The organism is Halobacillus sp. B23F22_5 (genome assembly GCF_043497085.1).
Classification (GTDB): Bacteria; Bacillota; Bacilli; order Bacillales; family Halobacillaceae; genus Thalassobacillus.
Genome location: NZ_JBIEKI010000001.1, coordinates 580,827 through 595,698 on the forward strand (window position 1 = coordinate 580,827; position 14,872 = coordinate 595,698).

A 14,872-nucleotide genomic window follows, 5' to 3' on the forward strand; every position below is an offset into this window, starting at 1 on the left:
ATGTAAAAAGCTTATCTTGCCTCATTGGGCAGGGTAAGCTTTTTTTGTTCACTTCTGATAAAAAGGGTTCTATCATATCCTTTTTTTGTATAAGTATTTACTAGAGACATCTATTAACGTTCTAGCAGGAGGGCATGGGATGAAAAATTGGAAACGGCCAGGGTTAATCACTTTTTTATTTTTAGTCTTGATGATTCTTATCATTCCCGCAGTAATTGTCATACCGTTCATTGATTCAGGCAAGGAGCAGCGAATCACAGAGCAGCATCCGGACAAAACAACACCAATGGTAGAAGTTCCGGATGATCTATCTCCTTTCAGCATCGATGTCCTTAGAACAAATACCAATCAGGTAGAAGAAGTCCCTCTTGAGACGTACGTCGCACGGGTAGTAGCCTCGGAAATGCCTGCGAATTTTGAAAAAGAGGCGTTGAAGGCACAAGCATTAGCAGCAAGGACATACATCGTACAGCATTATTCCAACGGAGAAAATATCTCGGAACAGGCAGATGTAACCGATACTGTCGATCATCAAGTTTATAAGAACGATTCGGAGTTAAGGAAGCAGTGGAAAGGTGAATATACTGCAAACATGAGCAAAATCAACCAGGCAGTAAAAGAAACAGCCGGTGAAATTATCACGTACGAAGAAAAACCGATTTTTGCAGCTTTCTTTTCCACTAGCAATGGCTACACAGAAAACTCAGAAGATTATTGGAAAAATGCCTTTCCTTATTTAAAAAGTGTCGAAAGTCCGTGGGATAAACAGTCACCGAAATTCCTGGATCAAAAGGTACTCTCTGTACAAGAAGTGGAAGCGAAGCTCGGTGTTACTTTCCCAGCCGACGTCACCGCCTCCCGCATTAATTTGACCGAAGGGAATCGAGTGAGCAGCATTGAAGTAGGCGGCAAAAAGTTTTCAGGAAGAGAAATCCGCGAAAAACTTGGCCTAAGATCCAGTGATTTTTCCATTGACCAAAAAGATGGCCATTTGATTTTCACAACGAAAGGATATGGCCATGGGGTTGGAATGAGCCAGTACGGTGCGAATGGGATGGCGAAACAAGGGAGCGATTATAAAGAAATCGTCCAGCATTACTACCAGGGAGCGAAAGTAACCGAAATGGAGCAGTTGAACTCCCTGCAAGCCATGATCAACCCGAATGAATAATAAAAAGCAGGTAACGTCTCTGGCTGGCGATAATATATCGTCAGCCTTTTCGCTTACAACGCAGTAGTCTGGTAGTATTCGTCTCACCACTAGTTAGAAGAGGCACAAAACACTTCCACAACTGATACTCACTAAGCCATAATATTCTAACGGCTCCGATATTAAATAATAAAGTTAAGGGAGATTGGAAACGGCAAGACTCCTGCGGAAGTAAGTACGAGTCGAGACCCCGCAACGAAGTGAGGAGGCTTGACCGTACGTCCGCGGAAAGCGAGTCGTTTCCAACCTCCCTTCGTACACGTTATATAACGGAGCCCTTTGGGTATTAACAGAATTTTCTTCCAGTTTATCAAAATTTTTTCTTTTGGATGTATAAGTCTCTCATTTTTTGCTCAGAATGGTTGCTGAGGTGATGAACAAATGAGAGACGAAGAAAAAAAGAGCGTCACAAAACTTAAGTTCCGACGCTTGTTAGGCAAGAAGTGGGTGTATCCGGCAATCTATCTTTCGATTGCAGCTCTAGTGTTAGCTGGGGTGCTTTGGTATCAACAACGTGGAGAAGAAGTTGATTTGGCCAATGATCCGAATGTAAACGATGAAGTGATTACAGAAGATCCATTCGGTGACGAAGATGCTGTACCGGTCATGGAATCAGGTGAAGAGATGGCAATGCCAGTCGCTGACGAAGAAAATTCTCAAATTGTAACAAAGTTCTATGACTACGATGCTTCAGATGAAGATCAGGAAAACGCACTTGTATTGTATAACAATAAGTATTATCAAAGTACAGGTGTCGACATCACAAAAAATGATGAAAAATTCGACGTCACAGCAGCTCTAAGTGGTACAGTAACTGAAGTTAAAGAAGATCCGCTTTATGGCAATGTCGTTCAACTGGATCATGGTCAGGAAGTGACTACGGTCTATGCAAGTCTTGATGAAGTCCAAATTGAAGCTGGTACTGAAATCAAGCAAGGCGACGTCATTGGTACAGCAGGCAGAAACATCTTCGGACAGGCAAGTGGAGTCCACGTACACTTTGAAGTCCGCAAAGATGGGGAAGCACTTAACCCGGAGACATTCTTCGGAAAGCCTTTAAGTGAATTGAAAAAGCAAAAAGAAGCCGATGAGCCTGAACAAGGTGAAGACAATGAAACATCTGGTGAAGAAGAACAAAATCAAGATATAAGTGAAGAGGAAATTGGAGAACTTGAGCCTGGAGCGGAAGAAGAAGCCCCAGGGGAAGGTGACGAAGAAACAGGCGTTGAAGAAGAGCCTGAGATGGATGAAGATGCCGAATCCTCCATTTCCATGACACAAACTTAAGAAAAGTCGCGCGTCCAGCGCGGCTTTTTTATTTTGCGCACCGTTTGGAATATTATGCATGTTTTTCCTTCGATTATTCCTCCTATTTTCCCCCGGTTATCTAGAGAAGGACGTCATTCCTTTATTTTCAGGACTTGTCGCCTTGTTTTTCATACATATTCCTGACTGCCGACTAATAAGATGTAATTAACCGAGCATTCGGTAGCATCCGAGGTGAACGTTACGATCCTAGAAACGAAAAGCTTTCGGTCAATTGCTTTTTCATAAAAAACATACCCCAAGTGAATCATCTTGTCTCAATACACACCTTGGATAGTCAACCATAGGAGGCGAGTGATGTGCATGACTACATCAAAGAGAGGACCATCAAGATAGGGGAATACATTGTGGAAACGAAAAAAACAGTGCGAGTGATAGCAAAGGAGTTCGGCGTGTCGAAAAGTACCGTCCATAAGGATTTGACTGAACGGCTCCCTGAGTTGAATCCGGAAATGGCTGTACAAGTAAAAAAGATCCTCGATTACCATAAGGAAATCCGCCATCTCCGCGGTGGAGAAGCCACCAAGCGGAAGTATCAGATGAAAATACAACCAGAGTCCAGTCAGCCTGTTCAGCCCTCTCAATAATTTGAAAAAAGATCCTCCCTTGTATAATTTCCTTGAATTATGGAAAGTTTTTTCATTAGAGGTGCGACGATGGTCGCGTTTTTGTGATAGAATATAACATTAGATGCATGAAGTTTTCGGACGGATGCGAGAAAAGTCTTGTTTTGAACAGGGAGGATCTACTAAACATGCTAGCTAGAGATATCGGAATTGATCTTGGTACTGCCAATGTGCTGATCCATGTACGCGGAAAAGGGATCGTCTTGGATGAGCCTTCTGTGGTCGCAATGGATCGGAACACTGGAAAAGTCTTAGAAGTAGGAGAGGATGCCCGGCGGATGGTCGGTCGTACCCCGGGTAATATAGAGGCGATCCGCCCTCTTAAAGATGGCGTGATTGCGGATTTTGATGTGACAGAAGCGATGCTGAAGCATTTTATAGACAAAATCAATGTGCGTGGCTTTTTATCAAAGCCTCGCATGTTGATATGCTGTCCGACGAATATCACAAAGGTGGAGCAAAAAGCGATTAGAGAAGCAGCGGAGAAATCCGGTGCGAAAAAAGTATACCTGGAAGAAGAGCCTAAAGTGGCTGCCATCGGTGCGGGTATGGAAATTTTCCAGCCGAGCGGAAATATGGTCGTTGACATCGGCGGGGGAACAACAGATGTTGCAGTCCTTTCCATGGGTGATATCGTAACTGCTTCTTCTATCAAAATGGCCGGGGATAAATTCGACCAGGAAATCCTTAGTTATATCAAAAAAGAGTACAAGCTGCTAATCGGTGAACGGACTGCTGAAGAAATCAAAATCAGTGTAGCCACCGTATTTCCTGATGGTCGCGATGAAGAGATCGACATACGTGGCCGGGATATGGTCTCCGGGCTCCCGAGAACAATCACTGTCCGTTCCTCTGAAATCGAAAAAGCGCTCCATGAATCGGTGCAGGTCATCGTCCAGGCGGCCAAATCGGTTTTGGAGCGCACGCCGCCTGAATTGTCAGCAGATATCATCGACCGCGGTATTATTATCACGGGCGGTGGTGCGTTGATCCATGGTATCGACAAGCTGCTGGCAGAAGAACTGAAGGTACCGGTATTAGTAGCGGAAGAGCCGATGAACTGTGTCGCGAAAGGTACAGGCATCATGCTAGAAAACATCGATAAAATCGCAAAGAATAAAATCAGAAGATAATCAAGTCCAAATAAAGGAGCGATTCCCTTGCTGAGAGGATTCTATACGGCTGCTTCCGGCATGATTGCCCAGCAGCGACGTCAAGAAGCATTGTCCAATAATATGGCGAATGCCAACACACCTGGCTACAAATCCGACCAGGGTGTTATGCGTGCTTTTCCAGAGCTGTTGATGCAGCGGGTTGAAGCGAAAAGCATTCCATCCGGCAGGGGATTGCATGTTCCAATGAATCAAAGGATCGGATCGTTGAACACAGGTGCATACCTGCAGGAAACCATTCCTGATTTTGCTCAGGGTGATATCCGCGAGACAGGGGTCGGGACGGATATGGCACTTATCAATGGCAATCTCCCGGATGAGATGGGATCATTATATTTTACCGTGCAAAGTGATGACGGGGAGGCCCGTTATACACGTAACGGTAATTTTACTGTAGATGGACAAGGGTATCTGGTGACCCAGGAGGGTGCTTATGTACTTGATGAGTCAGGTGATCAGATTGCGGTGGACGGCATGGAATTCCAAGTCTCCACAGACGGAACCGTGGCACTTCCTGGGGGAGATATTCCTTTAGGGATCTCCTATATTGCCAATTCACAAAGCCTGGTCAAAGAAGGGAACACCACTTTCCGTTTGGCCGAAGGAGAAGCCCTGGATGCCAGACAGGTGGCTGGTGTTAATTTTTCCGTTCAGCAAAACCATCTCGAGCGTTCTAATGTAGATGCGGGTAAAACGATGACAGAAATGATGAATACATATCGTAATTTCGAAATGAATCAACGTGTCTTGAAAGCTTATGACCAAAGTATGGACAAGGCTGTCAATGATATCGGCAGGTTGAGGTAAAGGGGGACGTAGCATGTCTAGATCGATGATCCAGGCTGCGGTCACGATGGGCCAGCTGCAGCAGAAGCTGGACGTGATCGGTAATAATCTATCGAACAGTAATACGCCAGGCTATAAAACCCGTAATGCTGAATTTTCTTCACTGCTGTACCAGCAGATTAATAATCTTAATGAAAATGATCCAGCACCCCCACGCGCCACGCCTGAAGGTATCCGCAGCGGTTCCGGAGCGAAGCTTGGAACAGTGACGATGGATTTATCGAAAGGCTCATTGCAAGTGACAGATCGAAGCCTTGATGCGGCCTTAATTACCGATAATCACTTGTTCCAAATAGCAGTACCGACAGAGCAAGGCACGGAGGTTCGCTATACAAGGGCGGGGAATTTTTATTTGAACCCTGGAGCCGATGGTCAATTGATGCTGACCGATACCAACGGCGCGCCAGTCCTTGGTGAAGACGGTCCAATTTTACTGGAAGAAGGTTTTAATGGATTGACGATCGGTGAAAATGGTACCATTACAGTAGAGAGAGATGAGGGGCAGGCTGTCGAAGGCCGCCTTGCAATCGTTGAGGCCGTTCGTCCACGTATGCTCGAGTCGGAGGGCAGCAATATTTTCCGCGTGCCTGCGGGACAGGATACGGAAGAAATCATTCAGACAGTGGATGAAGAAAACGTACAGATAAAAAGCGGTGCTCTCGAATCTTCTAATGTCGATATGGCAAAACAGATGACAGATATGCTGATGGTACAACGCGCCTATCAATTCAATGGCCAATCTATTTCTTTGAGTGACCAGATGAGTGGATTGGTCAATCAACTGAGATCTTAACTGTAAGGAGTTACACAACTATGTCAACAAACCCTACCGGTCAGAAACAGCCGACGACCAGAAAACAATATAAAAATACGCCAGAGAATCCTAAAGCCGTCAAAGAAACGAAGGATAAGCAAGGGTCTGCTAAGAAAGTACGCTCGAACAAAGAAAAACCACCGCGCCGCAGGATTTTTCCGATTTGGCTGCGCCTGATTTTCATCACTATTTTGTGTGTTGTCGCATTGATTGTCGGGTTGATGGTAGGTTATGGTGTGCTTGGTGAAGGTCAACCTTTGGATGTATTGAAGTTAGAGACATGGGAACATATATGGAATATCGCAACAAAAACCGAATGACACGATCTGAAACCCGTACAGCATAGAGCTGAAGCGGGTTTTTTCATTTTAAAAATACCCCGGGACATCCATTATCTGGATGTCCCGGGGTATTTTGGTGTATCATTGCGTTTTCGCTGACTCGTTTTGTGGAACTAGAATAGCACCAGCTACAAAAGGGGGTTAGATTTTGCAAACGGACGTATTCGTAGCAGGTGGTGGAGTCGGAGGGCTTGCGCTCGCCGTCAAACTGGCAAGCCGCGGTGTTCGGGTCATGGTTGCCGAACAGTTGAAGAATGAATCTCCTTTATACAAAGGAGAACTCCTCCAGCCAAAAACGATCGCCATATTAGATCAGTTAGCCGTGCTGCCGGAAGTATTAGAGCACGGCCATAAAATTGAAACACTGGCGTTTCAGGAAGTAAATGTGAATGCCGGTGCCGCCCCTGAGGTAATCGAAAGTACGGACCTGACCTATAATCGCATAGCGAGTAATTATAATTATGCGATTATGATTCCTCATGAAAAGATCAAAGAGATTTTAAAAAATAAAGCCAGAGAGTATGAAGGTTACTTCGAGTATCTGTCCGGTGCCCGTTTTCTTGGGTTTGAAAATGGGAAAGCACAACTCAAATACAAGAAACAAGTACAGGCTGTCACGGCAGATGTCTATATCGGGGCTGAAGGCCGCAGCTCGCCAACACGCCAGGCGATGCAGGTGTCCATAAATCGTAAAGATTATAATCACCACTTTTTAACGGTGACAATCCCACGTCCGGAATCGTTCCGGGAGGGGAAAATCGTGACAAGCCGGACAGCTTTCCTTGGTATGTTTCCACTACCGGATAACCAGATAAGGACGGTCTATATGATTCCGGCAGGCGAATATAAAGCAATCAAAGAAAACGGTCTCGAGCATGTATATGAAGCGTACGGCCAACTGGAACCGAGGTTGAAGGAAGATGTCCGCTCGCTCAAGGATTGGAAGCTAATTCAGTTGATGGTGCCGTATACCTACCATGTCGATAAGTATGTAAAGGGCAACCTGGCACTCCTTGGTGATGCTGCTCATACCGTCCACCCGATGGCCGGTGAAGGGATGAATCTGGCTATTCAGGATGCCGAAGTGCTGGGTGAACTGCTCAGCTGGTGTAAAGAGCATAAGCAGCCTTACCATGCCTACCTTCCTTATTATGAACAGGTGCGAAGACCGAGGGTGGATTTCTTATTGAAATTAAGCCATTTATCAGCGCTTGTTTATTCGTACCCTTACCGGTGGTGGCGTCAGGTCAGGATGCGGGCAGTGGACCGTATGTATGAAGATGACCGGCTTCATGTCAAACAAATGCTGAATACTTCCGGCCTGGGTATGTGGGATTTTTCCCTTGTAGACCGGGCTATACAGGGCAGTATACTGCCGGTCCGGAAAAAGAAAATCTCCGACAACCGGCAGAAACGATATATCTTTGATGAAAATGATGATTATCCATGGAAACAAAATGATAACCGGAAGGGGTAGAATGGGATGAATGAATGGACGATTGCCATGCAGGCACGTAAATGGATGAAGAAAAATGAATCATTCTTATATAGCTGGCATGCTTATGTAGGATCAGAACTGGGGTTGTTCGATGAATTTAAAGAACCGGCGACACTGGAAGAAGTAGCTTCACGGACAGGTTACCCGGAGGACCTGCTTGAATCCTGGGTGCAGGTCGGAGTGGAACTGAAGCATCTGAAGAAAAAAGATGATAAATTCCGAACCTCAAAAAAACGATGCAGTGCGCTGATGTCAGATTATGGTTCTCCTGGTGTGGCGGCGTTATTAAAAGAAATGATGGAATTGCATTTACCGACTTTGCTGGCCTATCCGAATATCATGCGCTCAAAGGAACGAGCATCGTTCGATCATGAAGAATATGGCGGAATTGTCGCCGAGACATCCGCACTGCTTGAACATTTTGCCATTCGTAAAATCAAACGTAAGGTACGCGAACAAAAAATTGAAACCATCGTCGATCTGGGTTGTGGTCATGGCGGCTACTTAAGAAAACTTGCCGATCACTTTCCGGATATTCAGATGATCGGCGTTGATATCAATGAAAAAGTGATTGAAAGCGCACGTCTGCAATCGAAGGATTACCCAAACCTTACCTTTGAAGTTGGGGACTTTGAAGAATGGGAGCCGAAACAGGGGAAGGTCGATATGATTCTCCTCCACAACGTCTTCCATTATATCCATCCGGATGAACGCAGCAGGCTGCTGGAAAAAATAAATCAAAACTTAGATGATAATGGTGTGGTTTCTGTCATAACACCGCTAAGCGGTACCGAACATGGCAAAGCATTTTCTTCCGCATTCAATAGTTTCTTTGTTGCTCATTCCAATTTATACGCTTTGCCGAAACAATCCGACCTGGATTCCATCTTCTCAAAAGGCGACTTTGACATGTTCGATCTCGACCCAATCATCAAAGAAGGCTCCTGGTTTACCTTCTGGCTGACACCGAAAGCAGCAGAAAAAGTAAACACAGACGTTGAACAAGTGGAGATACAGCAGCAACAATCCCCTGCCAAATCAGCATCCTCCAATTGATGTGTACTCCGGCAGCGGCCAGCTGCCCCCTGATTTTCTCATAAATGCCTTAATCAATGGTATGATCGAAAAGTCGAAGACTTGATTTCGAGATATTAGTTGCGAGAAAGGGGCGTTGGGGAACGAGTCGCTTTCCACGGGCGTTCGCTGAGCTTCCTCGAGCTAACGCTCTGTGGGGTCTCACCTGAAACTCATTTCCCGTAGGAGTCTCCCCGTTCCCCACCGGACCTTGCTATAGGAAGGCCTCGAAATCTCACTTGTAGAAACTGCCCCATGATAATAGAAAGAAGACTTTGGCCGCTTTACATCCTTTATAAATGCATCAAGAAGAAAGTTTCAGTTAAACACGCATTCTCCTTTTGAAGGGTCCGTTTAGTACAAAACTTGCTGGATGGGCAGGGAAACGGCGAGACTCCCGCGGGAGAAGGAGCTAGGCGAGATCCCGCAGGGCTTTAGCCCGAGGAAGCTTGCCAGGTCCCCTGCAGGAAAGAAATGAATGCGTAATCGCCTTGGGAGACACGACACGCATAAGCAGAACAGCAAAAGGGAAGGGCTCTTTCTTCCCGTTGATGGACTGCTTATGTCGCGAGTGTCTAGGCGATGAAGCTGGAAAGCGAGTCGTTTTCAAGCCCATCCCATCTCTTTCATGATAACGGACCAACTATCGGCCTTAGAGAAAAGAAACGAATCTTCATTACATGGTTTTTGTCGAAACAGGCAAACATGTATATAATAGGCATAGTTGATATCGAAAGGAGATTGTTACATATGATGAACATAAACGAAATCAAAGAAATCATCCCACACCGCTATCCCTTCCTGTTGATCGACCAGATAGAAGAAGTAGTGGAAGGAGAGCGAGCTGTAGGCTACAAAAATGTCACGGTCAATGAACCATTTTTCCAGGGCCATTTTCCTGATTATCCTGTCATGCCTGGAGTTTTGATTGTTGAAGCTCTCGCACAAGTCGGAGCTGTCGCAATGCTGAAAAAGGAAGATAACCAGGGTAAGCTTGCTTTCTTCACAGGAATCGATAAGTGCCGGTTCAAGCGCCAGGTTCAGCCTGGCGACCGCCTGAAGCTTGAGGTGGAAATCGTACGTGCCAAAGGTCCAATGGGCAAAGGAAAAGCAAAAGCGACCGTTGATGGTGAGTTAGCGTGTGAAGCTGAAATCATGTTTGCTTTGAAATAAGAAGAAAACGTTCCTCCATTTGGTTGGTTTCACATTGGCTGTAAAGATTGTCATCGGAACCCGGAAGATACACGGTACTCTGTTGATTCCACGATGAGCGTTCGGTGGTGACGCCTGCGGGAACAGCGCGAGTCGAAGATCCACTTGGTCAAGTGATTTTCTTGACCAAGTTAGCTGAGGCCGTGCCCGCGGCAAGCATCCACCGGTAAGCGATTCATGAGTATAAACAACTTTCAGTGGCCTCGCCAGTTGGCGGGGCGTTTTTTTGGCCAAAAAATTACTTATATTTTGGTTTATTTTTGCCAGATTGGGAAAGATAGGCGTGAAATATATTGAATAGGAGGAATAAATAATGGTTAATAAATGGTGGATGAAATTTGGCGCGGCTACATTGGCGATTTTCTTATTGGGCGCATGTGCTACGGAAGATGATGATGCTGGTGATAACAATACCGAACAAAACGAAGAAGCGGATATGCAGGAAGAAGATGACGGTGCTCCGGAAGAACAAGGTGAAAATGAAGCTGAAAAGGAAAACGATGCGGAAGAAGATGAAGGCACAGGAACAAGTGAAGAAGAGATGGAAGACGAAGCGGCTGAAGAAGATATGACGAACGAAGATACCATGGAAGATGGAGAAAATAACAACGAATAAGTAAAAAAGTCAGCGGCTGAGTTTATGCAGCTTCTGACTTTTTTGGTTTACCCTTTCAAATCAATCCGGCCACCGAGCGTCGGGTGCTGGGCCTCGGGCATGTTTGTCTTAAGCATCTCGATCATCTGAGATCCTTGTTCCTTTGCCTGATCCATCGACTTATCCATCACAGCCAGGCTGGCATTTTGCTTAACGTAATGCTGGCTCATAAGAACAGACACTGTAGCAACATCCATAACTTCACTCCCTTCTCTCCATCTTCTCTTTTAATATCGACCATAACCCTAAGAAATCAATCGACGAGTAAACGGTTAACTTGAGCGGATAAAACATAAAACTGAGGCCATGGGTCGACCAAAATATGGACAATCTGGTTATCGTTCACAAATCTGACACGCTCAGCTGAGCTTTTCATACTTTGGTGTAGTAATATAGTCTTATGTAATAGAAAAGAGAGAAAAAGGGGATAGAGATGTGGAATGTGTTGAAGTAGCTTCAGATTACTTAATAAACCGTAACACTATGATGTTAAAACCGAATGTAGGAGAAAATAAAGTATCCACCTTCATAAGGGAAGAAAGTCACGTTATTTGCACCAAAAAGAACGTCCAAAAAATACTCGATAACAGTTGTCTTTTGTACGGAGCATCCTTTAATGGACGAAGGGATTTTTCAAGAGCTTTCTTACATACAGATAAAAAACTGCCGGTTGAAGTGAGTGCACCATCACGTATTGTAATGTTTCCACTACGTTGCAATGCTTCAGGAGAAAAGGTGTGGATTGCCTACCATCATGTCAAAGATCAGCGGGTCAGTTCACCTGGGACGATGGAAATTCTCTTTACGGACAATACTTCCTACCAGATTGACATCTCGCAATCTTCATTTTCACGTCAATATAATCTGGCAGCCCGTCTGGTAAATAGGAAACATTATACATAAGAAAGGAAGAAGATGAGGATTCCGCGCCTTTCCGAATAGCCATTTCGTTTTTCCCGCCAGGTTTTTATGGTAAGATAAAAACAAATCAAACACGTGGAAACGTTTTACTACACTTGAGTTATGAGAAAAATTGATAGTTTTCCCGTTGATGGTAGAGGGAAAATGATTAGGAGAGGTGATTCGGATGAAATATAGAACGGCAGCTGACATCAAAGACCTCCTGCTTGATGATCAGGAAACCATAATCAATAACATCGACCCAGAAAAAATCGACGTCTATCACTTTCTGCACGACCGGTTCAAGAAGACAGATGTCACCAAGGATCTAGTTTTCCAATTTAACTTCCGTTATTTCTATAAGTTGGACAATCCGAGCCTGACCCAGGAGTTTCAGGATCGTTTCTTTGAAATTATGGAAAAGCAAAGGCATGAAAAACGACCGAATATCGTCCGTGTCGTGACCGAACTTTACGAAGTGAAAAACCATAAAGGCAACCCGACGATGCAATTTCCGCTTGCCACCGCTATGCTACATACACTTAACGGATATTTTCCTACGTATGATAGTGATGTAGCCAAGGCGTTCGATTTTTCATCGACCTATCATTTAAATACGTTCTATAAAAAAATGAAAAGGTACATCAACCAGTATCGCCATACCTATGATACGTATAGCGAGCTGTTGGACGAAGAGAGTTTGCAAGTGATGTTCGATCACTTTGATAAACGTTTTCCTAAGAGCGGCCTTTCGAAAGTGAAAAAACTGGATTTGATCGTTTCTGAATTGGGAAGGCGGCTTTCCTGATAGCAGAAAGGACTGGATGACTTAATAGTCATCCAGTTTTTTTGTGGAATAACGGTTTAGCAATTGAAAATTTCTCCATATTTTAGTACGATTAACCTTGTTGTGACTGACTGGTCAGAAAGTGATGAAAGTAGGGAATACATATGAACGAACGGAAGCGGCAGCTGATTGAATCAGGAATGAAGTTGTTTGCACAAAAAGGCTACCATGCCACCTCCATACAAGAAATCGCTTCTCAGAGCGGTGTTTCTAAAGGAGCTTTTTATCTGCATTTTGATTCAAAAGAAGATCTTACTCTGTCTATCTATAAATTTTACTATCAGCAAATGATGGAAAAAGTGGAAGAAGTGCGTCAGATGAACCTTGATCCTAAGGTTAAAATGACGCGCCAGATCGAAATGCTCGTCACAAGCCTGATGGAAAATAAAGAATTTATTTTGATGCATCTAAGAGATAATATCTCGCTCAGCCCTCAGGTCGATGACTTTTTACTTGAAATGAAAAAGGAGAGTTTTCGCTGGACGAGTGAAAATCTGAAGGAACTGTTCGGGACAGCGATTGAACCCTATATCGTCGATAGCTCGATATTGATGGAGGGTATATTAGATGGGTATTCCAAGTGGCTGGTCATCGATGACCTCGAGGTCGAACCGAAAAGGCTGGCGTCTTTCATTCAGGCACGTATTGTCGATGTTGTCGAGGGCATGCTGAAAAAAGAATCAGAACCGTTAATTACATTCGATAATGTTAAACAGCATTTTCCCACATTTGAAGAGCAGGATCCTCATAGCAGGGTGAAAGAAAAGCTGACCTCGATGCGAGGGAAAATTGATTCGTTAAAAATGTCTAAACAAAAGCGGGAAGACCTGCATGGTACCATCGATGTGCTGCTTAACGAGATCAAGAAAGATCAGCCGCAGCACATTTTATTCCAGGGCATGCTTTCTCATTTTACCGGCATAGCTGCTTTTCAAAAAGAATGTCAACAAATCGCCCAGGACTTGAACATCGAATTGATTTAAGAAAGTGAGAGGAGTCTTTTTATGAAAAAATTAATTGGCCCGTTTATCCTGGCGGTACTGTTGCTTGGATTGATCAGCGGCTGTTCAAATAATGATAGTGAGCAAGCAGAAGAAGTCGAACGAATAACCCCGGTAGAGACCGCTGTGGTAGAAAAAGGTGATTTGAGTATCGAACGTAAAATTGTCGGACGGACCAAACCGGCAAATACATCACAGATTATCCCGCGTTCACCGGGAGAGCTGGTTGCTTTGAATGTAGAAAAAGGGGATCGTGTGAAAAAGGGCGATGCCATCGGGCAAGTAGATGCCCAGAATTCTCAGAGCCAGGTGGATCTGCAGAAAAACGCAGTAGAGCAAGCGGGTAAGCAGCTTGAAAATGCCAGAATCTCCAGACGCCAGGCAGCACTGGGAGTAGAAAACGCTAAAAAGCAGTTAGATGCGGCAAAGCAAGCCCAACAGGCACAGGCCCAACAGTCAAAAGGACAGGAACAGGCGGCCTACCAGCAATATGAACAAGCGAAAGAGCTTGCCGATCAGACAAAAAAATTAGCGGATGAAGGCACGATTCCGGAAGTTCTATACCAACAGGCGAAAAGCCGTGCCGATCAAGCCTACGCCCAGTACGAGCAGGCGAAAAATCAGCAAGCGCCTTCTTCTGCTGAAATCGAGCAGGCTGAAGCACAGGTCGATCAAGCGCAGTCACAGCTCAACCAGGCCGAAGTCGGTGTTGAACAGGCAGAGCTTCAAGTCGAGCAGGCGCAGGTCCAGCTGAACCAGGCCCAGGAGCAGGCTTCCAATAATACCATTTATGCGGGTGCCGCAGGTGAAATCACTTCCCTGGAAGCGCAGGTTGGCGATATGGTGTCCAATCAGCAGCCGATCGGTGCGATTGTCGCCTTGAACCCGATGACTGTTGAAGCTACGGTGACTTCAGACCAGCTCAATTTGTTTGAAGAAGGTCAGGAAATTGACGTAGCTATCAATGGGGTAGAAAATCCGGTTACCTCAACGGTGGACTATGTTGCCTCTGTGCCAAATGATACGGGCTTGTACCCGGTTGAAGCAACAATCGACAATGAATCAGAAATGATCAAGCCGGGGACGATGGCAACCTTCCTGCTTCCGGAAACCGTCGTAGCTGATACCTTCTTAGTACCGACAGAAGCGGTAGTGGAAGAAGGCGGAGAAGCGTATATCTATGAAATCGTTGATGAAAAAGCAGAAAAAATAGCAGTGACCATCGTCGAAGCACAGTCCGAGACGACTGCGATTGAAGGTGAAATTACAGCAGGAGCTGAAATCGTCACCACCGGGCAATTGACCCTGACAGATGGAGCAAAAGTCAGCATCATAAAGGAGGATGCTTGA

General features: G+C 45.0%; 16 protein-coding genes. 15 read left to right on the forward strand and 1 reads right to left on the reverse strand.

All coding sequences use genetic code 11. The features are described from left to right. The first annotated feature begins 139 nt into the window (after nt 1–139). The 11 genes from spoIID (at nt 140) to ACGTN9_RS02830 (ending at nt 10,735) form a co-directional block, all read left to right on the forward strand. Entirely contained in the window at nt 140–1,171 is a 1,032-nt protein-coding gene (spoIID, locus tag ACGTN9_RS02780; protein ID WP_499590290.1) for a stage II sporulation protein D, read from the forward strand. A gap of 420 nt (nt 1,172–1,591) precedes the next feature. Further along, complete coding sequence (spoIIQ, locus tag ACGTN9_RS02785; protein WP_499590292.1) at nt 1,592–2,497, forward strand: stage II sporulation protein SpoIIQ; 906 nt, start codon at nt 1,592–1,594, stop codon at nt 2,495–2,497. A 338-nt stretch (nt 2,498–2,835) separates the two neighbouring features. Continuing rightward, on the forward strand, nt 2,836–3,123 hold the full coding sequence (gene spoIIID / locus ACGTN9_RS02790; protein ID WP_093044820.1) for a sporulation transcriptional regulator SpoIIID: 288 nt from the start codon (nt 2,836–2,838) through the stop codon (nt 3,121–3,123). Nucleotides 3,124–3,290: 167 nt separating this feature from the next. Further along, nucleotides 3,291–4,295, forward strand: coding sequence for a rod shape-determining protein (locus ACGTN9_RS02795; RefSeq protein WP_499590295.1), 1,005 nt, complete (start codon nt 3,291–3,293; stop codon nt 4,293–4,295). Nucleotides 4,296–4,322: 27 nt separating this feature from the next. After that, complete coding sequence (locus ACGTN9_RS02800; RefSeq protein ID WP_499590296.1) at nt 4,323–5,141, forward strand: flagellar hook-basal body protein; 819 nt, start codon at nt 4,323–4,325, stop codon at nt 5,139–5,141. Nucleotides 5,142–5,154: 13 nt separating this feature from the next. Continuing rightward, nucleotides 5,155–5,973: a flagellar hook-basal body protein gene (locus ACGTN9_RS02805; protein WP_499590298.1), complete on the forward strand. Its 819-nt coding sequence runs from the start codon at nt 5,155–5,157 to the stop codon at nt 5,971–5,973. A 20-nt stretch (nt 5,974–5,993) separates the two neighbouring features. Further along, the gene (locus tag ACGTN9_RS02810; RefSeq protein ID WP_499590300.1) at nt 5,994–6,314 is read left to right on the forward strand and encodes a DNA-directed RNA polymerase subunit beta; all 321 of its coding nucleotides are present in this window, start codon (nt 5,994–5,996) and stop codon (nt 6,312–6,314) included. 169 nt (nt 6,315–6,483) lie between these two features. Continuing rightward, on the forward strand, nt 6,484–7,812 hold the full coding sequence (locus ACGTN9_RS02815) for an FAD-dependent oxidoreductase (protein ID WP_499590302.1): 1,329 nt from the start codon (nt 6,484–6,486) through the stop codon (nt 7,810–7,812). Between the two features lie 6 nt (nt 7,813–7,818). Further along, on the forward strand, nt 7,819–8,889 hold the full coding sequence (locus ACGTN9_RS02820) for a class I SAM-dependent methyltransferase (RefSeq protein ID WP_499590304.1): 1,071 nt from the start codon (nt 7,819–7,821) through the stop codon (nt 8,887–8,889). A 768-nt stretch (nt 8,890–9,657) separates the two neighbouring features. Then, entirely contained in the window at nt 9,658–10,080 is a 423-nt protein-coding gene (gene fabZ / locus ACGTN9_RS02825; RefSeq protein WP_028784076.1) for a 3-hydroxyacyl-ACP dehydratase FabZ, read from the forward strand. Nucleotides 10,081–10,432: 352 nt separating this feature from the next. Next, the gene (locus ACGTN9_RS02830) at nt 10,433–10,735 is read left to right on the forward strand and encodes a hypothetical protein (RefSeq protein WP_499590306.1); all 303 of its coding nucleotides are present in this window, start codon (nt 10,433–10,435) and stop codon (nt 10,733–10,735) included. 47 nt (nt 10,736–10,782) lie between these two features. On the opposite strand, the gene ACGTN9_RS02835 is transcribed toward ACGTN9_RS02830, so the two are convergent. Further along, a complete protein-coding gene (locus tag ACGTN9_RS02835; protein WP_499590308.1) occupies nt 10,783–10,971 on the reverse strand; it encodes a YjfB family protein in 189 nt (62 codons plus the stop codon). A gap of 238 nt (nt 10,972–11,209) precedes the next feature. On the opposite strand from ACGTN9_RS02835, the gene ACGTN9_RS02840 reads away from it, so the two are divergent. The 4 genes from ACGTN9_RS02840 (at nt 11,210) to ACGTN9_RS02855 (ending at nt 14,872) form a co-directional block, all read left to right on the forward strand. Continuing rightward, complete coding sequence (locus ACGTN9_RS02840; protein WP_499590309.1) at nt 11,210–11,677, forward strand: competence protein ComK; 468 nt, start codon at nt 11,210–11,212, stop codon at nt 11,675–11,677. A 184-nt stretch (nt 11,678–11,861) separates the two neighbouring features. Then, complete coding sequence (locus ACGTN9_RS02845; RefSeq protein ID WP_499590311.1) at nt 11,862–12,482, forward strand: hypothetical protein; 621 nt, start codon at nt 11,862–11,864, stop codon at nt 12,480–12,482. A 143-nt stretch (nt 12,483–12,625) separates the two neighbouring features. Next, nucleotides 12,626–13,504, forward strand: a complete 879-nt coding sequence (locus ACGTN9_RS02850; protein ID WP_499590313.1) for a TetR/AcrR family transcriptional regulator — start codon at nt 12,626–12,628, stop codon at nt 13,502–13,504. Nucleotides 13,505–13,525: 21 nt separating this feature from the next. Then, nucleotides 13,526–14,872, forward strand: coding sequence for an efflux RND transporter periplasmic adaptor subunit (locus ACGTN9_RS02855; RefSeq protein WP_499590315.1), 1,347 nt, complete (start codon nt 13,526–13,528; stop codon nt 14,870–14,872).

Excerpts from the sequence above, each read along its gene's own strand:
- ACGTN9_RS02845 (WP_499590311.1), top strand. The coding sequence starts at position 11,862 with ATGAAATATAGAACGGCAGCTGACATCAAAGACCTCCTGCTTGATGAT.
- ACGTN9_RS02795 (WP_499590295.1), top strand. The coding sequence starts at position 3,291 with ATGCTAGCTAGAGATATCGGAATTGATCTTGGTACTGCCAATGTGCTG.
- ACGTN9_RS02810 (WP_499590300.1), top strand. The coding sequence starts at position 5,994 with ATGTCAACAAACCCTACCGGTCAGAAACAGCCGACGACCAGAAAACAA.
- spoIIQ (WP_499590292.1), top strand. The coding sequence starts at position 1,592 with ATGAGAGACGAAGAAAAAAAGAGCGTCACAAAACTTAAGTTCCGACGC.
- spoIID (WP_499590290.1), top strand. The coding sequence starts at position 140 with ATGAAAAATTGGAAACGGCCAGGGTTAATCACTTTTTTATTTTTAGTC.
- ACGTN9_RS02850 (WP_499590313.1), top strand. The coding sequence starts at position 12,626 with ATGAACGAACGGAAGCGGCAGCTGATTGAATCAGGAATGAAGTTGTTT.
- ACGTN9_RS02830 (WP_499590306.1), top strand. The coding sequence starts at position 10,433 with ATGGTTAATAAATGGTGGATGAAATTTGGCGCGGCTACATTGGCGATT.
- ACGTN9_RS02855 (WP_499590315.1), top strand. The coding sequence starts at position 13,526 with ATGAAAAAATTAATTGGCCCGTTTATCCTGGCGGTACTGTTGCTTGGA.
- ACGTN9_RS02820 (WP_499590304.1), top strand. The coding sequence starts at position 7,819 with ATGAATGAATGGACGATTGCCATGCAGGCACGTAAATGGATGAAGAAA.
- ACGTN9_RS02805 (WP_499590298.1), top strand. The coding sequence starts at position 5,155 with ATGTCTAGATCGATGATCCAGGCTGCGGTCACGATGGGCCAGCTGCAG.
- fabZ (WP_028784076.1), top strand. The coding sequence starts at position 9,658 with ATGATGAACATAAACGAAATCAAAGAAATCATCCCACACCGCTATCCC.
- ACGTN9_RS02835 (WP_499590308.1), bottom strand. The coding sequence starts at position 10,971 with ATGGATGTTGCTACAGTGTCTGTTCTTATGAGCCAGCATTACGTTAAG.